The sequence below is a fragment of the Pseudonocardia acidicola genome, assembly GCF_012911935.1.
In the GTDB taxonomy this organism is placed as follows: Bacteria; Actinomycetota; Actinomycetes; order Mycobacteriales; family Pseudonocardiaceae; genus Pseudonocardia; species Pseudonocardia acidicola.
Window position 1 is genome coordinate 1 of the sequence record NZ_JAAXLA010000065.1, and the last position, 22,522, is coordinate 22,522.

A 22,522-nucleotide genomic window follows, 5' to 3' on the forward strand; every position below is an offset into this window, starting at 1 on the left:
CCCCTGCCTTGTTCCCACCCCGCGAGTCGGCGGAAAAGTTGAGCGGGGTGGGAACAAGGCAGGGGTGGGGCGCGTTGGGTCGGTTACGAACAAGTTGAGCGAGACCGGCTCAATGCCGAGTTGACGGGCGGGGCGGATCTTGTGGAGACTTGAGTCGAGCAAACTCAACAAGCATCGCAGTAACCACGGAGGCAACCACCATGGCTCGTGCGGTCGGTATCGACCTCGGGACCACCAACTCCGTCGTCGCCGTCCTGGAGGGTGGCGAGCCGACGGTCATCGCGAACTCCGAGGGTTCGCGCACCACCCCGTCGGTGGTGGCGTTCGCCCGCAACGGTGAGGTCCTCGTCGGTCAGTCGGCGAAGAACCAGGCCGTGACCAACGTCGACCGGACGATCCGCTCGGTCAAGCGGCACATCGGCACCAGCTGGAGCACGCCGGACATCGACGGCAAGAAGTACGCCGCGCAGGAGATCAGCGCGCGTGTGCTGCAGAAGCTCAAGCGCGATGCCGAGGCCTACCTGGGTGAGGAGATCACCGACGCGGTGATCACCGTCCCCGCCTACTTCGAGGACGCGCAGCGCCAGGCCACCAAGGAGGCCGGCCAGATCGCAGGCCTCAACGTGCTGCGCATCGTCAACGAGCCCACCGCCGCCGCCCTGGCCTACGGCCTGGACAAGGGCGAGAAGGAACAGACCATCCTGGTCTTCGACCTCGGTGGCGGCACCTTCGACGTCTCGCTGCTGGAGATCGGTGAGGGCGTCGTCGAGGTCAAGGCGACCAACGGCGACAACCACCTCGGCGGCGACGACTGGGACGAACGCATCATCAGCTGGCTCGTCGACAAGTTCAAGAACGCGCAGGGCATCGACCTGACCAAGGACAAGATGGCCATGCAGCGGCTGCGTGAGGCCGCGGAGAAGGCCAAGATCGAGCTGTCCAGCTCGTCGAGCGCCACGATCAACCTGCCGTACATCACGGTGGACGCGGACAAGAACCCGCTGTTCCTGGACGAGACGCTGTCCCGTGCGGAGTTCCAGCGGATCACCTCCGACCTGCTCGACCGCACCCGCGCGCCGTTCAACCAGGTGATCAAGGACGCCGGTATCGCGGTCGGCCAGATCGACCACGTGGTGCTCGTCGGTGGCTCCACCCGCATGCCCGCCGTCACCGACCTGGTCAAGGAGCTGACCGGCGGCAAGGAGCCCAACAAGGGCGTCAACCCGGACGAGGTCGTCGCCGTCGGCGCCGCCCTGCAGGCCGGTGTGCTGCGTGGTGAGGTCAAGGACGTCCTGCTGCTCGACGTCACACCGCTGTCCCTGGGTATCGAGACCAAGGGCGGCGTGATGACCAAGCTCATCGAGCGCAACACCACGATCCCGACCAAGCGGTCGGAGATCTTCACGACGGCCGACGACAACCAGCCGTCCGTGCAGATCCAGGTGTTCCAGGGCGAGCGCGAGATCGCGGCCTACAACAAGAAGCTCGGCATGTTCGAGCTGACCGGTCTGCCGCCGGCCCCGCGCGGCGTTCCGCAGATCGAGGTCTCCTTCGACATCGACGCCAACGGCATCGTCAACGTGTCGGCGAAGGACCTGGGCACCGGCAAGAGCCAGGCCATGACCATCACCGGCGGATCCGCCCTGGGCAAGGACGAGATCGACCGGATGATGCGCGACGCCGAGCAGCACGCCGAGGAGGACCGCACGCGCCGCGAGGAGGCCGAGGTCCGCAACCAGGCCGAGTCGCTCGTCTACCAGACGGAGAAGTTCGTCAAGGAGAACGACGAGAAGCTCCCCGGTGACGTCAAGGACGGCGTGAACGCCGCCCTCGGTGAGGCGCAGGAGGCGCTGAAGGGCACCGACACCGACGCCATCAAGGCCGCCATGGAGAAGCTCGCCGCCGAGTCGCAGAAGCTCGGTGCCGCGCTCTACCAGCAGCCGGGTGCCGAGGGTGCCGCTGCCGGGGCCGCGGGTGCCGACGCCGGCACGTCGGGCCAGCAGGCCGACGACGTCGTCGACGCCGAGATCGTGGACGAGGACGACAAGAACGACGGAGCCAAGAAGTGACTTCCCCCTACGACGGTCCCAACGGAGACGCGGGGGTCGGCGGCGAGGGCGAGCGGATCGTGGTGCGTGACCGGCGCCGGATCGATCCGGTGACCGGTGAGGTCCGGGCCCCGGGTGGCGAGACCCCACCCGGGGCCGGGCCCGCCCCGGGCGGCCCGGCAGCGCCCGCTCCGGAGGCCACCCCGGCTCCGGAGGAGAACGCGGAGCTCGCCGAACTCACGGCGCAGGTCGCCGAGCGCACGGCCGATCTGCAGCGACTCTCCGCCGAGTACGCCAACTACCGCCGCCGGGTCGATCGTGACCGGGAGGCCGTCCTGGTCAGCGCGCAGGTCAAGTTCGTCTCCGAGCTACTCACCGTGCTCGACGACATCGACCGTGCGGAGTCGCACGGCGACCTGAACGGACCGTTCAAGTCGGTCGCCGACAAGGTCGTCGACGTGGTCACCAAGCTCGGCCTGGAGCCCTTCGGGGCCGACGGCGAGCTGTTCGACCCGTCGCTGCACGAGGCGGTCCAGCACGAGACGGCCGACGTCACCGGGCCGGTGGTCACGGTGATCTCCTCGGTGCTGCGGCGCGGTTACCGGATGGCCGACCGGGTCCTGCGACCCGCGATGGTCACGGTGGTCGACCAGGCCGGCTCCGGCCCGGCGCCGGAGGCTCCGGACATCCTCGACGTCCCGCCGGCGGCACCGACCGACCCGGCCTGAACTGATTCGATCTGGGGAGAGGAGGCGGAGTGACCCAGCGGGACTGGATCGAGAAGGACTTCTACCGCGAGCTGGGTGTCGCCTCCGGCGCGTCCGCGGACGAGATCAAGAAGGCCTACCGCAAGCTCGCTCGCGAGCTGCACCCGGACGCCAACCCGGGTGACGCGAAGGCCGAGGCGCGGTTCAAGTCCGTGTCCGAGGCCTACGGCGTGCTGTCCGACGAGAAGAAGCGCCGGGAGTACGACGAGACCCGTGCGCTGTTCGCCGGCGGTGCCTTCTCCGGTGCGGGTGGCGCCGGAGGCTTCCCCGGTGGTTTCGGCGCCGGCGCGGGTGGACAGGGCTTCGACCTCGGAGACCTGTTCGCCCGGTCCGGGGCCGGCGGTCCCGGCGGCGCCGGCGCCGGGGGGTTGGGCGACCTGCTCGGCGGGTTGTTCGGTAGCCGCGGTGGCGCCACGGGCACCCGCGGGACGGCGAACCGGCCGCAGCGCGGCGCCGATGTCGAGAGCGAGCTGCGGATCGACTTCGTCGACGCGGTGCGCGGCGCCGAGGTGCAGATCCGGCTGTCCTCCCCCGGTCGCTGCGAACGTTGCGGCGGCACCGGGGCGCGGCCGGGCAGCACCCCGCGCGCGTGCCCGACGTGCAACGGCGTCGGGCTGGTCAGCCGCAGTCAGGGGGCGTTCGCCTTCTCCGAGCCGTGCCGCGACTGCCGTGGCACCGGCCGGATCATCGACGACCCCTGCCCGGAATGCGGCGGCGACGGCGTCACCAGCCGGACCCGCACGCTGACCGTGCGCGTCCCGGCCGGCGTGGACGACGGGCAGAAGATCCGGCTGGCCGGCCAGGGTGAACCGGGCCGCGGCGGGGCGCCGGCAGGCGACCTGTACGTGCGGGTGCACGTCACCCCGCACCGCATCTTCGGCCGGTCGGTGAAGAACGCCGACGACCTGACCCTGAAGGTCCCGGTCACCTTCCAGGAGCTGGCGCTGGGTGCCACGCTGACCGTCCCGACGCTGGACGGGACGGTGTCGCTCAAGGTCCCGCCGGGCACGGCCAGTGGCCGGACGCTGCGGGTCCGCGGGCGTGGCGTCCAACGGCGCAGCGGTAAGACCGGCGACCTGCTGGTCACCGTCGAGGTGGCGGTGCCGGCGAAGCTGGACGACGCCGCGACGGAGGCCCTGCAGGCCTACGCCGAGGCGACGAAGTCCTTCGACCCCCGGGCCGACCTGCTGGGCGGGAGGTGACCGGTGGGATGAGCACACAGCCACCCGGTGGTCCCCGCGGCATGGACGAGTCGACCGTCCTGCCCCCGGGTGCCAACCCGGACAGCCCGGTCTTCGTCATCTCGGTGGCGGCCGAGCTGGCCGGGCTGCACGCTCAGACACTGCGCAGCTACGACCGGCTGGGGCTGGTGAGCCCCGGCCGGTCGCCCGGCGGCGGTCGCCGCTACTCGGTCCGCGACATCGCGCTGCTCCGCGAGGTGCAGAGGCTGTCGCAGGTCGACGGCGTGAACCTGGCCGGTATCAAACGGATCATCGAGCTCGAGCAGATGGTCGACGAGCTGCGTGGCCGGATCGAGGAGCTCGCCGAGGAACTGGCTGCCGCCCAGGCCGCTGCGGAGCAGGCCGCGGCCATGGTGCACCAGTCCTACCGGCGCGACCTGGTGCCGGTCGACCGGCGCTCCGCGCTCGTGGTCTGGCGGCCCAAGCCCCGCCGCGACTAGCGTTGCGTCGCTCGGCTCACCCCGCCGTGCGGGTCTTTCCCGCGGCTCATCGCAGGGTGGGGGCTGCGCCGAGGCAGATGTCCGCGGCGGGGTCGGCGTGACCCCGAGCCCGGGAGGTCCCGCTCGCCGGTGGCCGAGATCGCCGCAGCCGGCTCGCCGGCGCCACAGGTGGCGTGCGCACCGGTCACCGGCGTCACCGCGAACCCGTGGGGCAGGCCGCCCGGCAGGAGCCGGCGACGCAGTAGTCGCTCTGCATCCCTGCGACCGCGAGGTGGTGACGCCGCGGGTGCGCAGCTCGTCGGCCGGTGCCGGGTTCGACGCGAACGTGTCCGACTCGGTCTTGCGGGACGACCATGTCACCGTCGGCGGGTGGGAGCACGAGATCCCAGCCAGGGGTGCCGGGCGCGTCCGGATCACCGGCGTTCTGCACGTGCACGACGGGCAACCCGGCCTGCCGCGCGCCGGCGAGCAGCGTGGTGAGCGCGGCCCGGACCGCCGGGGCCTCCGGCACCGGGAAATCGCCCTCGAGCATGGTGCGCCGGACGTCGACCAGGAGCAGGCCGGCGGCCCTCAGTCCATGGTGAACGGGTCGTACCGGATGCGGTCGAGCGGCGTGCCCGCGACCAGCATCCGCGACACCGTGGCCCGGATCATCGCCGGCGATCCGCAGACGACGACGTCGTGGTCAGCCCACGCTCCGTAACGGGTGACGACGTCGGCCAGGGTGCCGCGCTCGGCGCCGGACGCGCCGTCGTCCTTCTCCACCACCGGGACGACGTCGAGCCACGGGTTGCTGTAGGAGAGCTTGCGCAGCGCGCCGAAGTCGTAGAGGTCATCCCAGGTGCGGCCGCCGACGAAGACCTGGGTCCGCGGCTTCTGCCGGCGCTGAGTGAGATCGTCGAGCAGCGCCTTGATGGGGGCCATCCCGGTGCCGCCGGCGACCATGAGCAGGTCCCGCCCGGTCTCTTCGTCGACGCCCATCCGGCCCATCGGGGGGCCGATCCGCCAGGTGTCCCCGACCCGGGCGTGCGCCACGATCGCGCGGCTCACCCAGCCGTTGGTCACCGCGCGGACATGGAACTCGAGGATGCCGTCCTGGCGCGGCGCGTTGGCCGGCGAGAGGTAGCGCCACAGCCGCGGCCGCTGCGGGGTCTCGATGCTCAGGTACTGGCCGGCCCGGTACGGGATCGGCTCGCTGGTCTGGATGGTGATCACGGCCAGGTCCCAGCCGACCCGCCGGTGGTCGACCACCCGGCCCATCCATGACGCCGGGCCGCGCTCGGCCTCGGCGGCGGTGCTCATGGCCTGCGCGGACAGCGCATAGGCGCTGGTCCACGCCTCGGCGACCTCGGGGGTCCAGTCGTCGCCTGCGAACGCCCGGACCGCGCTGAGCAGCGCGTTGCCGACGGCGTCGTAGTGCTCGGTGAGCACGCCGAACTTCCGGTGGTCACGACCGAGCTGCTGCAGGAACGGGACCAGCTCATCGGGCTGGTCGACCATCTGCACCACGTGCACGAGGGCCCGGAGCAGGCGGCTGCGCTGCACCTCCATGTTGACCGGGAACAGGTCACGCGTCTCGGGTGCGGAGTGGAACAGCGTCGCGTAGAAGAACCGGCCCAGTTCGTCGGTTCGATCCTCCACCCCGGCCCAGCTGGCGCGGATGATCTCGACCGTCCGTGACGCATCGCTCTGGCTCTGAGCCTGGGGGAGATCGGCGGTGAGCAGCTGTTCGGCGGTCATCGGTGGCCGACACTCTCCTCGGTAGTTCTCCGTCGGGACGGCGGCCGAGCCCGCAGGACGTCCGGGTCCACGACCCTGGACGCGCGCAGCGGAGCACCAGTCATCGTTCATCCGTTCGGGGACGGCGATTACGCGGGGTGATGCCGCGGGCGGCATCAGCGGCTCAGCCTAGCGCCTGAAAGCGTTGGGGGTGACCGCCCGGGTATCGAATGGCACGGTATGCGCGTGCCGCTCCGTATCCCTGCCCTCGTCCGACCAGTGCCCGGCCGCCCACGTGGGGTCACGGTCGCCGCGTTCCCGGCCACTGTGGAGCCCGACGCCGCGCCCACCGAACCCACGGGCCCCGGCTCCGCCGGCGAACACGCTCTGCAACGTTCCTACGGCACCGAGGAGCGGGCCGATCGGTTCTACGCCGAGCAGATGCGCGATCGGCTGCTTCCGCGCATGGTCGAGTTCATCGGCCGGATGGAGATGCTGTTCGTTGCGTCCGCCGACGGTCGCGGCGAATGTGACGCCTCGCTACGCGCCGGGCCTCCCGGGTTCATCCGGGTGCTCGACGACCGGACGCTCGCCTATCCCGAATACCGGGGTAACGGCGTCCACGCCAGCCTCGGCAACATCAGCGAGAACGCCCACCTCGGCCTGCTGATGATCGACTTCGTGAAGGATCTCATCGGCCTGCACGTCAACGGCACCGCGCGAATCGTCGACGACGCGACGTTCCGCACCGAGCACCCACAGGTGCACGGCGACCAGGTGCCCGGGCGGCGGGCCGAGCGCTGGGTGGTGGTCGAGGTCGAGGAGGCCTACATCCACTGCCGCAAGCACATTCCACGCATGGAGCGGGTGATGCAACGCCGCGAGTGGGGCACCGACGATCCGGCGCGCAAGGGCGGGGACTACTTCCACGCCAAGGGCACGCCGGTGGCGCTGCCGGGCCCTCCGCGGCGCACCTACGCGGCGCCGCGCCGGCCGTTCCCCAGTACGACCCACCTCGGCGCCGGGGCGGCCCGCACCCTGCGTCCGCGCGGGTCCGCCGGGTCCCGGCGGACCCTGCGGGCCTGAGCGGGATCGCCGGCAGCGAACATTTCGGACCTGAGCGGAACAGACTCAACTTTCCTGACGTTGTAACGCATGAGAACCCGTGACCGGGCACGATGGTGGCCGGCGACATGACGACGCAGGAGGACGGGGGATGGACTCCTTCAACCCCACCACGAAGACGCAGCAGGCAATCTCGGCCGCGGTCCAGGCCGCGACCCTCGCGGGCAACCCCGATGTGGGCCCGACGCACCTGCTGGGTGCGTTGTTGGCCCAGGCCGACGGGATCGCCGCGCCGCTGCTCGCCGCCGTGGGCGCCGATGCCGCCGCGGTGCGCACCGAGCTGACCCAGTTGGGCAACCGGCTGCCCTCGGCCGCCGGGTCCACGGTGAGCGCTCCCCAGCTTTCCCGCGACGCGCTGGCCGCGATCACCGCCGCCCAGCAGTTGGCCACGGAGATGGGTGACGAGTACGTCTCCACCGAGCACCTGCTGGTCGGGCTCGCGTCCACCGGCGGCCCGGTGGCCGAGCTGCTGCGCCGGTACGGGGCCACCCCCGACGCGCTGCGCGAGGCCTTCACCAAGGTGCGCGGCTCGTCCCGGGTGACCAGTCCGGACCCCGAGGGCACCTACCAGGCGCTGGAGAAGTACGGCGTCGACCTGACCGAGCGGGCCCGCTCCGGCGAGCTCGACCCGGTGATCGGGCGCGACACCGAGATCCGCCGCGTCGTGCAGGTGCTGTCCCGGCGGACCAAGAACAACCCGGTGCTGATCGGTGAACCGGGCGTCGGCAAGACCGCGATCGTCGAGGGTCTGGCCCAGCGCATCGTCGCCGGCGACGTCCCGGAGTCGTTGCGCGGCAAGCGGGTCGTCGCACTGGATCTCGGGTCGATGGTGGCCGGTGCGAAGTACCGCGGCGAGTTCGAGGAGCGGCTCAAGGCCGTCCTCAAGGAGATCACCGACTCCGCCGGCCAGGTGATCACCTTCATCGACGAGCTGCACACGATCGTCGGCGCGGGCGCCACCGGCGAGGGCGCGATGGACGCCGGCAACATGATCAAGCCGATGCTCGCCCGCGGCGAGCTGCGCATGGTCGGCGCGACCACGTTGGACGAGTACCGGCAGCACATCGAGAAGGACCCCGCGCTGGAGCGCCGGTTCCAGCAGGTGCTCGTCGGGGAGCCGTCCGTCGAGGACACCGTCGGCATCCTGCGTGGGCTCAAGGAGCGCTACGAGGTGCACCACGGCGTCCGGATCACCGACGCCGCGCTGGTCGCCGCCGCGACCCTGTCCGACCGCTACATCACCGCCCGGTTCCTGCCGGACAAGGCGATCGACCTGGTCGACGAGGCCGCGTCGCGGCTGCGGATGGAGATCGACTCCCGCCCTGTCGAGATCGACACCGTCGAGCGCGCCGTGCGCCGGCTGGAGATCGAGGAGATGGCGCTGGCGAAGGAGTCCGACCCTGCCTCGGTCGATCGGCTCGCCGCGCTGCGCGCCGAGCTGGCCGAGAAGAAGGAGGAGCTGTCCGCCCTGACCGCGCGCTGGCAGAACGAGCGCGGCGCGATCGAGTCGGTGCGCGAGCTCAAGGAACAGCTCGAGGCGCTGCGCGGGGAGTCCGAACGCGCCGAGCGCGACGGTGACCTCGGCCGGGCCGCCGAGCTGCGCTACGGCAAGATCCCGGGGCTGGAGAAGCAGCTCGAGGAGCTCACCGCGGTCGCGGCGCCGGCGACCGGTGACGTCATGCTCAAGGAGGAGGTCGGCCCGGACGACGTGGCCGACGTGGTCTCCGCCTGGACGGGCATCCCGGCCGGCCGGATGCTCGAGGGTGAGACGGCCAAGCTGCTGCGCATGGAGGACGAGCTCGGCAAGCGGGTCGTCGGCCAGGCCGACGCCGTGCGCGCGGTCTCGGACGCCGTGCGCCGGGCCCGCGCCGGCATCGCCGACGAGGACCGGCCCACCGGCTCGTTCCTGTTCCTCGGCCCCACCGGCGTCGGCAAGACCGAGCTGGCCAAGGCACTCGCGGAGTTCCTGTTCGACGACGAGCGGGCCATGGTCCGCATCGACATGAGCGAGTACTCCGAGAAGCACAGCGTGGCCCGGCTCGTCGGTGCCCCGCCCGGCTACGTGGGCTACGACCAGGGCGGTCAGCTCACCGAGGCCGTCCGGCGCCGCCCGTACACCGTCGTGCTGCTCGACGAGGTCGAGAAGGCACACCCGGACGTGTTCGACACGCTGTTGCAGGTGCTCGACGACGGCCGGCTCACCGACGGCCAGGGCCGCACCGTCGACTTCCGGAACACGATCCTCGTGCTGACCTCGAACCTCGGCTCGCAGGCCATCGCCGATCCGTCGATGGACGAGCGGGCCCGCAAGGACGCGGTGATGGCGATCGTGCAGCGGCACTTCAAGCCGGAGTTCCTCAACCGGCTCGACGACGTCGTGGTCTTCCACGCGCTGTCCACTGAGGAGCTCACGCACATCGTCGACATCCAGCTCGGTGTACTCGGACGGCGGCTGGCCCGGCGCCGGCTCACGTTGGACGTCTCCGACGCGGCCCGGGAGTGGCTGGCCATGAACGGCTTCGACCCGGTGTACGGGGCGCGACCGCTGCGCCGGCTCGTGCAGTCGGCGATCGGTGACCAGTTGGCCAAGGAGTTGCTGTCGGGGTCGGTCCGCGAGGGCGACACCGTGCGGGTCGACCTCGACCCGTCGGCCGAGGGCGGCACCGGAGGCCTGATCGTGGGCCCGGGCCTGCCCGTAGGCGCCCAGTAACCCGCGAGTCGGCACTCTCGGGAGGGCGAGTCGGCACTTTCGGGTGTCGGCTCGCCCTTCTCCGTCGTAACACGCGCCTCCCCACGAACCCCGAATATGCCGACTCACCCTCCTTGAAGTGCCGACTCGCGGGATGATCACCCGGTAGGCGCACAGGGGTGATCGTGGCGTTACCGCACGTCTTGTGATCTCGGGTCTAGGCTCCGCGAGGTGGGCATCCCGTCGTCGGTGTGGTTCGTCATCGCCGTGATCGCGCTGCTGCTCGGTGCCGGCCTGTTGCTGGCCGACCGGGCGCGCGGCAGCGGTGGGCCCCGCGATCGCAGGCGTTGGGCCGCACTGCGCGAATGGGAGTACCTGGACAGCGACCCGGTTCTGCCCAGCCGCTGGCGCTACGGAACGATCCACCAGGGCGGCCCCGGCGTGGCCCGGAACCTGGTCAGCGGCACGGTCCCCACGCCCGACGGCCCGCGCCAGGCGTACGTCTTCGACCACGAGCAGGCCGGTCGGGTCAGCTCGGTGCTGGCCGCGGTGCAGGTGCAGACCCAGCTACCGGCTGCGGTGGAGCTGCGGCTGCCCTCCGCCCCGCTCCCCGACGACGCCGGCCTCGACCTGCTCGAACCGGTCGGGGAGCGCTACGCCTTCGTCTCCGACGCCGACGCGGTCAAGCCGCTGCTGACCGACCGGCTGGCCGACGCCGGCGACGCCATCGGCGGTGACGTCGAGCTGCTGTGGGCCGAGGACTCCTGGGTGCTGGCCGCCGCCCCGCTCGACTCGAGCCCGGAGCGACTGCAGGACCTGCTCGCCGACATGGCCGAGGTGGCCGCCGCGCTGGAGCAGGGCCAGAGCGCGCGGCACCGGTTGGGCCGCTGAGCCAGGCCGGCGACGACCCCGCGGCCGCCGCCGGCACCCGCCCGCCGGGCGGGCGGAGATCACCGCACCCGGCACTCGCTAGTGTCCCGGACGTGCCCACCGCCCTGATCACCGGAGCCACTGCCGGCATCGGCGCCGCGTTCGCGGCCCGGCTCGCTGCCGACGGCCACGACCTGGTCCTGGTCGCCCGCGACGTCGGACGGCTCGAGGAGAGCGCGGCCCGGCTGCGTGGGCGCGGAAGCGCCGTCGAGGTGTTGCCGGCCGATCTCGCCGACCGGGCCGGTCGGGAGCGGGTGGCCGCGCGGCTCACCGACGCCGACCTCGCCCCGATCGAGCTGCTGATCAACAACGCCGGCTTCGCCCTGAGCGCCGGGTTCCTCGAGGCCGACCCGGACGCCCTGCAACGCCAGCTGGACGTCAACGTCACCAGCGTGCTGCGGCTGACCCGTGCCGCGCTGCCCGGGATGGTGGACCGCGGCCGGGGCGCGGTGGTCAACGTGTCCAGCGTGGCGGGCTTCCTTGCCGGTCGCGGCTCGACCTACAGCGCCGACAAGGCGTGGGTCACGTCCTTCACCGAGGGTGTCGCGGCGTCGCTGGTGGGTACCGGGGTGCGGGCGCTGGCGCTGTGCCCCGGCTTCGTCCGCACCGAGTTCCACTCCCGCGCGGGCATCGACGTCGGCGAGCGGAAGGGTCCGCTCTGGTTGGACGCCGACCGCGTCGTCGACGAGTGTCTGGCCGATCTCGCCCGCGGCCGGGTGGTGTCGGTGCCGAGCCCGCAGTACAAGGCCATCGTGGGCGTGGTCGATCTGCTGCCGCGGACGCTGCTGCGGCGACTCACCGCCCGGTTCGACCGGGACCGCACATGAGCGAGGACCGCCCGCCATCGAGAAGGAGAAGAGCATGAGCGTCGACGACGCCGACCGCGAACGGCTCGCCGCGCTGGTCCGGGAGCTGGGGGTGATCCACGAGCGGGTCACGCTCTCCTCCGGGGCCGAGGCCGACTACTACGTCGACCTGCGCCGGGTCACCCTGCAGCACGAGGCGGCGCCGCTGATCGGGCGGCTGCTGCGGGTGCTCACCGCGGACTGGGACTACGAGGCGGTCGGCGGGCTGACGCTCGGGGCGGACCCGGTCGCCGACGCGATGCTGCACGCCGCGGCCGCCGAACGGGCCGTGACGCCCGACGCCCCGCCGCTCGACGCGTTCGTCGTGCGCAAGGCGACCAAGCAGCACGGCATGCAACGGCTGATCGAGGGACCGGACGTCACCGGCCGCCGGGTGCTCGTCGTCGAGGACACCTCGACCACCGGCGGGTCCGTGCTGACCGCGCTGCGCGCCGTCCGCGAAGCCGGGGCGACCGTGGTCGGCGTGGTGACCGTCGTCGACCGCGCCACCGGGGCCCAGGAGGCCATCGAGGCCGAGGGGGCGCCGTACCGCGCGCTGCTCGGGCTCGCCGACCTCGGTCTCTGAGTCGCGGCGGTCAGCGCCGCTGCGGGGAGGGCGGCGGGCCGGTCACCCCGGTCACCGGCAGTTCGGGCCGTACGGTCGCGGGCCGAGGATCCTGGTCGGGTGCGCGCCGGGGCGCGGGTACCACGACCGGGGGCGGCGTCGGTGTACGGCGACGGTCACGCACCATCCGGGCGAGACCGATGACGGTCCCGAGGAGCCCCAGGACGACGATCCCCCGCACGGTCAGGTTCCCGACCCCGCCGTCCCCGGTCGGCGGCGGAGGGAGGCTGAGCCGGGGCTGGGCGACCGCGGAGAAGTCGACCGGCCCGGTCTGGGCGGAGATCTCCTCCATCCAGTCCTGCAGTTGCATCTGCTGGCCGGAGGGTATGTCCCCGAGCCGGGTCTGCCGGACCGCGATCGGTGGCCGGCCGCTCGCCGGGCCGGTCGGAGCGGGCCCGGCCCGCAGCGCCGCGTCCGCGAAGACGGCGGCCGGGGGCCCGGTCACCCACGACGGGAACACCGAGGCCACGACGCCGATGATCGCGACCAGCACGGCCCAGCGGATGGATCGGGGGATGCGGCGCAACACCGGAGGCCTTTCTGGACGTGATCGCTCGAGGGGGCCGGACCACCGCGTCCTCCGCGTCATAGCGGAGGACCGTAGGCAACGCCGCGCCGTCCGGACCGAAAGCTGAGAGGTCGGCCGCTCGTCGTCGCTCACGCCGGGGCCGGCCGTCGGCGAGCGGTGCGAGATTGCTCCGAACGCCAGGGAAATTGCGCTGTTCGCTGTGTAACGCCTTCAGGAACGGTGGTCGGCCGGGATGCGCAGCGGCGGGATCGACCGCTCGCCGACGCCGACGGTACGCACGCCGTACTCCCGGCGACCCAGTGGATCCGGCCTTCTGTGGCGATCGGGGTAGCGGGCTGCGGCCACAGGGCCGAACAGGGACGGGACGAAACTGACTCGCAACCTGATCGGTGCAGTCCCCGGGCGTTCTCGAGGCGCATACTCCTAGGTCACGGATGGGTCACGGCGGGGAGGGCGGATGGCTGTCCGCACAGGTCAGGGCGTTCTGCGAAGAATGTTCGTGCTGTCCTGTCCGGCCCTCGTGCTGGTCGTCGTGCTCGGGCTCGCCGGCTGCGGGGCGCTCGGATTCACCTACGTCACGAACTCCGCCGACCACACCTACATGAAGATCCCGAACAGTTGGCGGCCGATCGACCCGCGGCAACTGGCCGACACCGTCGGGGTCGACCCGGCGGGCGGTCAACAGGGGCTGTGGATGGTCGCGTACGACGCCGACGCCACGCCGTCTCCGACGCACCTGTTCGGGGTGGACGCGACCGCGCCCGCCGTCTTCGTCAGTGTGCAGGACGTCCCGGTCGCCGCCCGCGGCCAGCTCTCACTGGACCGGCTGCGCGACATGGTCTACCCGGTCTCACCGACCGGCCGTCAGCAGAGCGTCCTCAGCTCGGCGTCCACCTTCACCGACTTCGCGTTGCTCGACGACGAGGTGCTCACCCCGGGCCACGGACTGCGTGGGGTGCACTCCATCTTCCGCTACCGCATCAACGGCGGACCGCTGCAGGTCATCGATCAGACCGGCTACCTGAACGACGACGCCAGCAGGCTCTATCTGGCGTTCGCGCGCTGCTCGACCGAGTGCTACCAGCAGCGGCAGAAGGAGATCCAGACCGTGATGGCCTCATTCACCGTCCGGGAGACCCCATGAGCGACCCGACCGACGTCCTGAACGGTGACGCGATCCCGTCCATACCGGAGCCGGATCTGTCCCCGCGGCGCACGCGCAAGAACATGACGCTGTGGGACCGCAGCCGGCTGCTGCTGCTCTTCGTGGTGGCGTTCCTGGTCGTGGTCTGGGCCGCGATGGCCGACAACCCGTTGCTGCCGTTCGTCGACTCGGTTCGTATCCAGGCCGCCCAGACACAGTGGTTGTTGTGGCTCGCCGGCCTCGAACTGCTGCGCCAGGTGCATTTTTTCGTCTGTGAACGCTGGACGGCCTACGACCGCTTCTGGAGTGAACGCGTCTTCGGCGGTACCGAACGCATGCTGCACCGGCGGTTCTCCGACTGGACCCGGTTCCGGTTCGGACGGCTGCTCAAGATCATCGCGCTGATCGTGTTGTCCGCGCTGGTCGCAGCGCAGATCCTGCAGACCTCCCCGGCGCTCGCGCTGTTCCAGGCGCCGGCCCTGCTGTGGTCGGCGATGCCGCTCATCCTGCAGTTGGCGTTCGCGTTCTTCTTCATCGCGTTCCAGTTCATCGGCCTGTTCTGGCTGCTGTCACGCGGCGGGGTCGACACCTACTACCCCGACGACATCAAGACCCGGTTCCACGACGTCTGGGGCCAGGACCACGTGCTGGAACGGATCAGGGAGAACATCCTCTTCCTGGAGCGACCCGAGGAGATCGAGCGCAAGGGCGGGTACGTACCCGGCGGCATCCTGCTGTGGGGGCCACCGGGGACCGGGAAGACGCTGATGGCCGAGGCGGTCGCCGGCGAGACGGGCCGGCCGTACGTGTTCGTCGACCCCGGTGCCTTCATCAACATGTTCATGGGCGTCGGGATCCTCAAGGTCAAGTCGCTGTTCCGGAAGCTGCGCAAGCTCGCCCTGCGCTACGGCGGCGTGATCGTGTTCTTCGACGAGGCCGACGCGCTGGGCAATCGCGGTTCGCTCGCCCAGCCCGGTCCGGGCGGGCCGCGCGGGATGGGGCCCGCCGCCTTCCGGGCCGCCGGCTGTCACGGCTTCTCCTACCTGTCAGAGGACACCCGGTTGCTGCTGGCGCGGGAGGCGATGGCGCCGGCAGCACCGTCGGAGGAGCCCACCGGACGGCGCAGCCGTTTCGTCATGGGCGGGTTGAACGGCGGTGGCGGCGGCGGGATGGGCACGCTGCAGGCGCTGCTGACCGAGCTGTCCGGGCTGAAGAAGCCGCGCGGATTCCTCAACCGGTGGGGGCGGCGGGTCCTGGGCATGCGGCCCAAGCCGCCGCCGCAGTACCGGATCCTCGTGATGATGGCGACCAACATGCCCGAGGCGCTCGACGAGGCGTTGCTGCGGCCGGGCCGCATCGACCGGATCTACAAGGTCGGCTACCCGAGCAAAGCCGGCCGGATCCGCACCTACGAGGGCTACTTCGCCAAGGTGCCGCACGAGATCACCGCCGAGCAGATCGACAAGCTCGCCACCATCACCCCCTATGCGACCGGAGCGACGATCAAGGACCTGGTCAACGAGGCACTGATCATCGCCATCCGGGACGGTCGCGACGTCATCACCTGGCGCGACGTGATCCGGGCCAAGCAGCTCAAGGATCTCGGTCCACCCGAGGACGTCGAGTACATCGAGCGGGAGCGGCACGCCGTCGCCGTGCACGAGGGCTGCCACGCCGTCGTCGCGTTCCGGGTGCGCGAGCACATGGAGATCGACCTCGCCACGATCGAGAAGGGCAGCGACTACCTCGGCATGGTCGCCAGCATCCCGCCGGAGGACCAGTTCACCCGGTGGCGCTCGGAGTACGAGGCGGACATCCTCGTCTCGCTCGCGTCACTGGCCGGGGAACGGATGTTCTTCGACGGGGACTCGTCCTCGGGCGTGTCCGGCGACCTGGAGTCCGCGACGACGCTGGCCTCGTTCATGGAGGGCTTCTGGGGGATGGGTTCCACGGTGTCGTCGTACTCGACGGCGCGCCGGCTCGAGGTGGGCAGTCCGGGCGGGCGCGGTGCGAGCGGCAAGCAGACCGAGACCCCCGAGGCGATGCTGCGCCGGGCGCTGGCCGACCGGATCGAGGACCAGCTCTCCGAGCTCCTGGGGCGGGCCGAGGCCATCCTGCGGGACAACCGCTCGGCGGTGCTGGCGATCGCGCACGCGCTGGAGACGCACAAGACGCTCTCCGGGGAGGATGTCGAGGCGGTGCTGGGCGGTACCGAGGGCCCGACCGTCGACGGCCGGATCTACGCCGATCCCGAGTTCGCGGCGCGGCTGGAGGAGTACCACGCGGCGGCGGCCGGGGCGCACCACCGGCACACGGCGGTGCAGCTGACGCTGCCGGTGATGACGCATCCGGAGGAGAACACCACCGCCGCCGCAACCCCCCACCCCCAGTAGCGCGAGTCGCCGCTTTCTGGCGCGCGAGTCGCCCTTTTCGGGTGCGCGAGTCGGCAGGTGCGGGCGCGCGAGTCGGCGGATCCGGGTCACCGGACGCGCCGGGAGGCGCACGCCGTGAGCGGGTCGGGTCCGGCCCGCCCGGCATCATCGGGACATGACCGACTCGCGTACGGCCGACCCGCAGGCCCCGCAGCGCCCGGATCCCGCCCCCGGTTCCGCCGACCCGGAGCCCGCCGGGCCGACCGAGTGGACCATCGCGGGCCAGGTCGGCGTCGGCCCGTGGCCCGGTGGGCGGGCGGCCTGGCCGCGCGACGTCCGCTACGACCCGGAACTCCTCGAGCACGGCGACCGCCGCAACGTCGTCGACCACTACCGCTACTGGCGACGCGACGCCGTGGCCGCGGATCTGGCCACCCGCGCGCACGCCTTCCACGTGGCGATCGAGAACTTCGGCCACGACCACAACATCGGTACCGTCGTGCGCACCGCGAACGCGTTCGCCGCGGCCGCGGTGCACATCGTCGGGCGACGCCGGTGGAACCGCCGCGGCGCGATGGTCACCGACCGTTACCAGCAGGTGCACCACCACGCCGACGTCGCCGCGCTGGCCGGGTTCGCCGCCGCGCGCGGTCTGGCCGTCGTGGCCGTGGACAACACGCCCGGCGCTGTTCCGCTGGAGACCGCCGAGCTGCCCCGGGACTGCGTGCTGCTGTTCGGCCAGGAGGGCCCCGGCCTGACCGACGAGGCCCGCGCGGCCGCCGACGTGACGGTGTCCATCGCCCAGTTCGGCTCCACCCGCTCGATCAACGCGGGCGTCGCGGCGGGCATCGCGATGCACGCGTGGATCCGCCGGCACGCCGACCTCGCCACCGCCTGGTGAGCACCGGCGTCACAGGGCCGTGGGGCCGCCCCGGTCAGGACCGCGCGCTGCGGTATTCCGCGAGTCGCGCCATCACCTCGGGTGTGACCTTGCACGGGTGACCCGCGTCGAACGGGGGTTGCGGGTCGTACTCGATGAACACCTGGGCGGCCTGCGCTGCGAGGTCGTCGACCAGCAGTTCGACGAGCCGGATCGCCATGTCGATGCCGGAGGAGACGCCGGCCGCGGTGATGATGCGCTCCTCGAGATGTTCGACGACGCGCTGCTCGACCGGCTTCGCGCCGGTGCGGGCCAGCAGGCCGACGGCGCCCCAGTGCGTCGTCGCGGTGAGGCCGTCGAGCAGCCCGGCCGCGCCGAGCACGAGCGACCCGGTGCACACCGAGGTGGTGAACCGGGTGCTCGGGTGCGCCGCCTTCACCCAGTCGACGACGGCGCCGCCGTTCGTGAAGGCCCGGGTGCCGATCCCGCCTGGCACGACGATCACGTCGGGCGCCGGGAGTTCGTCGAACGCCGCGTCGGCGGTGAGCCCGAGGAGTCCGTTCTCGGTGCGGACCTCGCCGCGCTGCGCACCGACGAAGGTCACGTCGATCTCCGGGATGCGTTGCAGCACCTCGTAGGGCCCGATGGCGTCGAGCGCGGTGAGCCGGGGGAACAGCGGGATGGCGACCTGCACGGTGGTGTCCTCTCTAGGAGCCTGCGGCGAAGCGCCGCCGGTAGTGGTCGGGGGCGACGCCGAGCCGGCGCAGGAACGCCCGGCGCATGGTCTCCGCGGAGCCGAACCCGGACCGGGTCGCCGCGGCGCTCACGGTGACCGCAGTGGACTCCAGCAGCTCCCGCGCGGCCTCGACGCGGACGCGTTCGACGTAGTCCCCGGGCGGCGTCCCGACCAGCCGGGTGAACTCGCGGCTGAAGTGCCGCGTGCTCATCCCGACCCGCGCGGCCAGCACCGGGATCCGCAGGTCGGCGGCCGGTTCGCTGTGGGTCAGGTCCTGCGCCGCGCGCACCGACGGCCGCGGTGCAGGCGGCGACCAGACCGGGCTCGCGAACTGGCCCTGCCCGCCGGCGCGGCGGACGAACCTGACCAGGTCGCGCGCGATCTGCTGGGCCGTCTCGGCGCCGTGGTCGGCCTCCACAAGCGCGAGCGCGAGGTCCATCCCGGCGGTCACCCCGGCCGGGGTCCAGATCCGCCCGGAGCGGATGAAGATGGGATCGGGCCGGACGTCGATGCCGGGGTGGGCCTCGGCCAGCCGGGTGGCGAAGCGCCAGTGCGTGGTGGCGGGGTGCCCGTCCAGCAATCCCGCGGCGGCGAGCAGGAACGCCCCGGTGCACACCGACACCACCCGGTCCGCCGGGCCGCCGCGGCCCGGATCCAGTCGACGAGGGCGGGGTCGGCCCGGCGCGCTCCGGGGCCGCCGGGCACCAGCACGTCGAGCGGCTGGACGCCGTCGAACAGTGGGATCAGGACGCGGTGGGGGCGCACGCCTTGACGGTGGCCGGGGTGCCGTGCGGCGTCAACGACGGGGAGCCCTCGGATTCGGCCATGACGGGTGAGCCGGGGCACGGTACGACGGGGCGCCGGCGACGGGAACGATGCGATGATCGCGGGCATGACGGGGGAATGGCGGGATCGGGCGGCGCTCGCGGAGCAGGCTGTCACCCGCCGTCACCTGCGCCGGCTCGCCGGGGTGCTGCCGGGAACCCGGATCGGCCGCATCCGGTGGCCCCGGCCGTTGCCGATCCGCCCCTGGCCGTGGCACTACTGGTGGCAGGCCCACCTGCTGGACTGCCTCGTCGACGCCGAGCTGCGCGCACCCTCGCCGCGGCGCGCCGCGAACATCGCCGCGCTGGCCCGCACCCTGCGGCTGCGCAACGGTGGCCGCTGGACCAACGCCTACTACGACGACATCGCCTGGTTCGGCCTCGCGGTGCAACGCGCCGGCGCGCTGGGACCCCGCTCCGGGCCGCGCGCGCTGGCCGCGGTGTCCGCGCAGCTGCGTGCCGGGTGGACCGACCACGGCGGCGGTGGGATCTGGTGGCGCCGCGGCGACGACTTCAAGAACGCCCCGGCCAACGGCCCGGCCGCGATCCTGCTGGCCCGCGAGGGCCGGGTGGAGCTGGCCGCGTCGATCACCGACTGGATGGCCGCGACCCTCGTCGACCCCGATACCGGGCTGGTCCGCGACGGGGTCCGGGTCGATCCGGACGGGGCGGTGCGCGCGGTCGAGGCGACCGTCTACACCTACTGCCAGGGCGTCTACCTGGGCGCGTGTGTCGAGCTGGCCGAGCGGGACGGGGACGACCGGTGGGCGGCGCGGGCGGCGGCGCTGCTCGACGCGGTCAGCACGCGGCTGGCCGGTCCCGACGGGGTCATCCCGGGTTACGACGACGGCGGGGACGGCGGGCTGTTCAACGGCATCCTGGCCCGCTACCTGACCGATGCCGCGGGTCGGCGGCCCGAACTGGCCTCCGCCGCACGCCGGATCGTGCTGGCCAGCGCGGAAGCGGCCTGGGACGGCCGGGCCGAGCCGGCGGAAGGACCGGTGTTCGCGCCGGACTGGCGGCGCCCGGCGCGGCGCCCCATCCAGAGCGACCCCGAGGCCGACCTGTCGGTGCAGCTGTCCGGGTGGATGCTGCTCGAAGCGGCCGCGGACCTGGAGCGCGCCGGGCAGCCGGGATGAGCGGCGCTCAGCACGCTGCGTCGCCGCGCACGGCCCGCGGCGTCGAGCCCTCGGCCAGTCCCTTCTCGACCGGCGGCTCGCCCTCGTCCACCGGGCGGCGCATCTCCTGCCGGTACCGGTAGAGCCCGTAGCCGGTGCCGACGACGAAGAACGCGATGGTCCCCACCGTGGACGCCGTCTTCAGCCACGGGATCGCGTCCAGCAATCCGGCGCCGTAGAAACCGAGCATCATCAATGTCGGCACCCAGATGATCGCGCCGACGGCGTTGGCCAGGATGTAGCGGCGGTTGTCCATCCGGGCCGCCCCGGCGATCATCGGGGCCAGCGTGCGCACCCACGGCACCCAGCGCGCCACGACGATCGACCAGAAGCCCCAGCGGTCGAAGAACGCGGTGGCCCGTCGCAGGTTGGCCCGGTTGAGGATCTTGCCGTCCTTGCGGGCGAGGATCCGGGTCCCGGTGTAGCGGCCGACCAGGTAGCCGACCTGGTTGCCGATCACCGCGACGATCGCGGCGGTGATCGCCAGCGTCCACGCCCGGCCCTCGTGGCCGTGCTGGGCCAGCACCACCCCCGCCGCGATGAGCAGCGAGTCACCGGGCAGGAACAGCCCGATGATGAACGCGCACTCCAGGAACACGAAGGCCAGGACCACGATCCACACCATCGCCGGGCCGGCGGCGTGCAACGGCCCTTCGGCGAGGTACAGGGGGACGGCCGCGAGGGCCGACGTCGTGGTCACAGGACTCCAGGGTAGGTACCAGTCCAGTCGACCGGAATCGCTGTCTCGTTAACGGACGGACTAGCCGGCGGATGCGGGACGGTGGCCTGAGCGCCGGGCCCGGATCACCTCGACGACGATCGGGATCACGGACAGCGCCACCACCAGGACCAGCATCAGCTCGATGTTGTTCTTGACGAAGTCGAACTGGCCCAGGAAGTAGCCGAGCACGGTGACGCCGGCCGCCCACGCCACGCCGCCGATCAGCGAGTAGCTCAGGTAGCGGCGTGGCTGCATCCGCCCGACGCCTGCCATCACGGTGATGAACGTGCGCACGATCGGCACGAACCGGCCGAGCACGATGGCGCGGTTGCCGTACTTGTCGAAGAACTCCTGGGTCTTCAGCACGTGCTGCGGCTTGAACAGCCGGGACTGCGGCCGGTCGAAGATGGCCGGCCCGGCCTTGCGGCCGATCCAGTAGCCGGCGGCGTTCCCGGCGAACGCGGCGGCCACCAGGATCAGCGCGACCAGCCACAGCGGGGTCTTGATCGCCCCGCTGGCGACGAACAGGCCCGCGGTGAACAGCAGCGAGTCGCCGGGCAGGAAGAAGCCGAGCAGCAGGCCGCACTCGGCGAACACGATGAGCGCGAGGCCGACGAGCGCCCACGGGCCCAGCCACTGGATGATCGTGTCGGGCTTCAGCCACTCCGGGCCGAGTGCGAGGGTGCTCGTGGCGAGATGCGTCACGGTAGACGACGGTACCGGTCCCGGACGGTCATCCGAGCGGGGGCAGCACTCCCGGCGCCAGCACCGAGAGCAACGCGATCGCGCAGCCGAGCACCGCACCGGCCAGGAACGCGACCAGCAGTGCCCACCCCACCTGAGCCCGCGGTGAGCGTGACGGCTCCGGGCGCGGGTGGGTGCCGCCGGTCCGGGCGACGCGCGACCCGGCCGGCCGGACACCGGCGGCCTGGTGCGGTGGCGGCGCCGCGGCGGCCGCCCAGCCGGCCTGGCTCGCCCGGGCCCGCAGCGCCTCGGCCAGGCGCTGCTCGGGGTCATTCATCGAGCTCATCGCCCGCCATTGTCACCCGGCACGCCCGGCCATCACCCGGGCCACCGTGTCCAGCGCGCGACTGGCCGTCGACTTCACGGTTCCCCGGCTGATCCCGGTCGCCTCGGCGATCTCGGCCTCGGACAGCCCGCCGTAGTAGCGCAGCACCAGCACCTCGCGCTGCCGTGGTGGCAGCGTGCTCAGCGCGTCGACCACCGCCTGGTGCTCGGCGGAGAGCATGGCCAGCGACTCCGCGGAGCGCGCGGTGACCTGGTGCGGCGGGACGTAGTCGCGGGCGGTGCGCCGGCGGCGCAGCACCGAGCGGGATCCGTTGACCACCGCGGTGCGCAGGTAGCCGACGGCCGCGGCCTCGTCACGCAGCCCGGACCAGTGCCGGTGCAATCCGGCGAAGGCCTCCTGCACGACGTCCTCGGCCGTGCTCGGCTCGTCGACGAGCAGGATCGCCAGCCGGACCAGTCGCATCCGGTGGTCGCGGTAGAGGTCCGCGAGGGTGCGGGGTGCGGTGTGGTCCTGCTGCGGCGCGGGAGCCGGCGCGGCCGGGTCCGGACGGGTGTCCAGCCTGCGCAGCCTGCTCAACGTCTGCTCGACGGTGTGCTCGATCCCGTCGACGGCCACGCCCCCTCCTTGCTGACGCTCGTCGGCGCCGTGCCCGGCGGCACCGCCGCGGACGGTGACCTCG

General features: G+C 72.2%; 22 protein-coding genes. 13 read left to right on the plus strand and 9 right to left on the minus strand.

What is annotated here, in order from left to right:
• The first annotated feature begins 200 nt into the window (after positions 1-200).
• Genes dnaK through HF526_RS26250 form a run of 4 tightly spaced genes read left to right on the plus strand, consistent with a single transcriptional unit; the run spans position 201 to position 4,496 of the window.
• Positions 201-2,069: a molecular chaperone DnaK gene (gene dnaK, locus HF526_RS26235; protein WP_169384248.1), complete on the plus strand. Its 1,869-nt coding sequence runs from the start codon at positions 201-203 to the stop codon at positions 2,067-2,069.
• Positions 2,066-2,776: a nucleotide exchange factor GrpE gene (grpE, locus tag HF526_RS26240; protein WP_169384249.1), complete on the plus strand. Its 711-nt coding sequence runs from the start codon at positions 2,066-2,068 to the stop codon at positions 2,774-2,776. Before dnaK ends, grpE begins: the two co-directional genes overlap by 4 nt.
• Positions 2,777-2,805: 29 nt before the next feature.
• Positions 2,806-4,017, plus strand: a complete 1,212-nt coding sequence (dnaJ, locus tag HF526_RS26245; RefSeq protein WP_169384250.1) for a molecular chaperone DnaJ — start codon at positions 2,806-2,808, stop codon at positions 4,015-4,017.
• Between the two features lie 8 nt (positions 4,018-4,025).
• Entirely contained in the window at positions 4,026-4,496 is a 471-nt protein-coding gene (locus tag HF526_RS26250) for a heat shock protein transcriptional repressor HspR (protein ID WP_275404201.1), read from the plus strand.
• A 193-nt stretch (positions 4,497-4,689) separates the two neighbouring features.
• Here the strand turns inward: HF526_RS26250 and HF526_RS26255 are convergent, their stop codons facing one another.
• Both HF526_RS26255 and HF526_RS26260 read right to left on the minus strand, forming a co-directional pair.
• Entirely contained in the window at positions 4,690-5,166 is a 477-nt protein-coding gene (locus HF526_RS26255) for an isochorismatase family protein (RefSeq protein ID WP_338051765.1), read from the minus strand.
• Entirely contained in the window at positions 5,067-6,236 is a 1,170-nt protein-coding gene (locus HF526_RS26260; RefSeq protein ID WP_169384252.1) for a globin domain-containing protein, read from the minus strand. The genes HF526_RS26255 and HF526_RS26260 overlap by 100 nt, the downstream gene beginning before the upstream one ends.
• A gap of 258 nt (positions 6,237-6,494) precedes the next feature.
• Here HF526_RS26260 and HF526_RS26265 point away from each other — a divergent pair, with 258 nt between their 5' ends.
• The 5 genes from HF526_RS26265 (at position 6,495) to pyrE (ending at position 12,390) form a co-directional block, all read left to right on the plus strand.
• Entirely contained in the window at positions 6,495-7,301 is an 807-nt protein-coding gene (locus HF526_RS26265) for a pyridoxamine 5'-phosphate oxidase family protein (RefSeq protein WP_338051757.1), read from the plus strand.
• A gap of 130 nt (positions 7,302-7,431) precedes the next feature.
• A complete protein-coding gene (clpB, locus tag HF526_RS26270) occupies positions 7,432-10,050 on the plus strand; it encodes an ATP-dependent chaperone ClpB (protein ID WP_169384254.1) in 2,619 nt (872 codons plus the stop codon).
• Positions 10,051-10,260: 210 nt separating this feature from the next.
• The gene (locus HF526_RS26275; RefSeq protein ID WP_169384255.1) at positions 10,261-10,920 is read left to right on the plus strand and encodes a type III secretion system chaperone family protein; all 660 of its coding nucleotides are present in this window, start codon (positions 10,261-10,263) and stop codon (positions 10,918-10,920) included.
• 92 nt (positions 10,921-11,012) lie between these two features.
• Positions 11,013-11,786, plus strand: coding sequence for an SDR family NAD(P)-dependent oxidoreductase (locus HF526_RS26280; protein ID WP_169384256.1), 774 nt, complete (start codon positions 11,013-11,015; stop codon positions 11,784-11,786).
• Positions 11,787-11,820: 34 nt separating this feature from the next.
• Positions 11,821-12,390 (plus strand): orotate phosphoribosyltransferase, encoded by a 570-nt coding sequence (gene pyrE, locus HF526_RS26285; RefSeq protein ID WP_169384257.1) that lies wholly within the window; start codon positions 11,821-11,823, stop codon positions 12,388-12,390.
• Positions 12,391-12,400: 10 nt separating this feature from the next.
• Here pyrE and HF526_RS26290 read toward each other — a convergent pair whose 3' ends face one another.
• A complete protein-coding gene (locus HF526_RS26290) occupies positions 12,401-12,958 on the minus strand; it encodes a hypothetical protein (RefSeq protein ID WP_169384258.1) in 558 nt (185 codons plus the stop codon).
• Positions 12,959-13,415: 457 nt separating this feature from the next.
• On the opposite strand from HF526_RS26290, the gene HF526_RS26295 reads away from it, so the two are divergent.
• The 3 genes from HF526_RS26295 (at position 13,416) to HF526_RS26305 (ending at position 17,375) form a co-directional block, all read left to right on the plus strand.
• A complete protein-coding gene (locus tag HF526_RS26295) occupies positions 13,416-14,102 on the plus strand; it encodes a hypothetical protein (RefSeq protein ID WP_169384259.1) in 687 nt (228 codons plus the stop codon).
• On the plus strand, positions 14,099-16,495 hold the full coding sequence (locus HF526_RS26300) for an AAA family ATPase (RefSeq protein ID WP_169384260.1): 2,397 nt from the start codon (positions 14,099-14,101) through the stop codon (positions 16,493-16,495). The genes HF526_RS26295 and HF526_RS26300 overlap by 4 nt, the downstream gene beginning before the upstream one ends.
• Before the next feature lie 154 nt (positions 16,496-16,649).
• The gene (locus tag HF526_RS26305; protein WP_169384261.1) at positions 16,650-17,375 is read left to right on the plus strand and encodes a TrmH family RNA methyltransferase; all 726 of its coding nucleotides are present in this window, start codon (positions 16,650-16,652) and stop codon (positions 17,373-17,375) included.
• Between the two features lie 34 nt (positions 17,376-17,409).
• On the opposite strand, the gene HF526_RS26310 is transcribed toward HF526_RS26305, so the two are convergent.
• Together HF526_RS26310 and HF526_RS26315 are read right to left on the minus strand one after the other, a co-directional pair.
• Complete coding sequence (locus HF526_RS26310; protein ID WP_169384262.1) at positions 17,410-18,048, minus strand: DJ-1/PfpI family protein; 639 nt, start codon at positions 18,046-18,048, stop codon at positions 17,410-17,412.
• Between the two features lie 13 nt (positions 18,049-18,061).
• Positions 18,062-18,712 carry a GlxA family transcriptional regulator gene (locus tag HF526_RS26315; protein ID WP_338051758.1) on the minus strand — a complete coding sequence of 217 codons (651 nt, stop codon included), beginning with the start codon at positions 18,710-18,712 and terminating at the stop codon, positions 18,062-18,064.
• A 270-nt stretch (positions 18,713-18,982) separates the two neighbouring features.
• Between HF526_RS26315 and HF526_RS26320 the strand changes: the two genes are divergently transcribed.
• Positions 18,983-20,053, plus strand: coding sequence for a glycoside hydrolase family 76 protein (locus HF526_RS26320; RefSeq protein WP_169384263.1), 1,071 nt, complete (start codon positions 18,983-18,985; stop codon positions 20,051-20,053).
• A gap of 7 nt (positions 20,054-20,060) precedes the next feature.
• Here the strand turns inward: HF526_RS26320 and HF526_RS26325 are convergent, their stop codons facing one another.
• From HF526_RS26325 to HF526_RS26340, 4 genes are all read right to left on the minus strand, one after another.
• Positions 20,061-20,717, minus strand: a complete 657-nt coding sequence (locus tag HF526_RS26325) for a DedA family protein (protein WP_169384281.1) — start codon at positions 20,715-20,717, stop codon at positions 20,061-20,063.
• 135 nt (positions 20,718-20,852) lie between these two features.
• Positions 20,853-21,518 (minus strand): VTT domain-containing protein, encoded by a 666-nt coding sequence (locus tag HF526_RS26330; protein ID WP_169384264.1) that lies wholly within the window; start codon positions 21,516-21,518, stop codon positions 20,853-20,855.
• Positions 21,519-21,546: 28 nt separating this feature from the next.
• Positions 21,547-21,843, minus strand: coding sequence for a hypothetical protein (locus HF526_RS26335; RefSeq protein WP_169384265.1), 297 nt, complete (start codon positions 21,841-21,843; stop codon positions 21,547-21,549).
• A 12-nt stretch (positions 21,844-21,855) separates the two neighbouring features.
• Positions 21,856-22,458: a SigE family RNA polymerase sigma factor gene (locus HF526_RS26340; protein WP_338051766.1), complete on the minus strand. Its 603-nt coding sequence runs from the start codon at positions 22,456-22,458 to the stop codon at positions 21,856-21,858.
• Between the last annotated feature and the right edge of the window lie 64 nt (positions 22,459-22,522).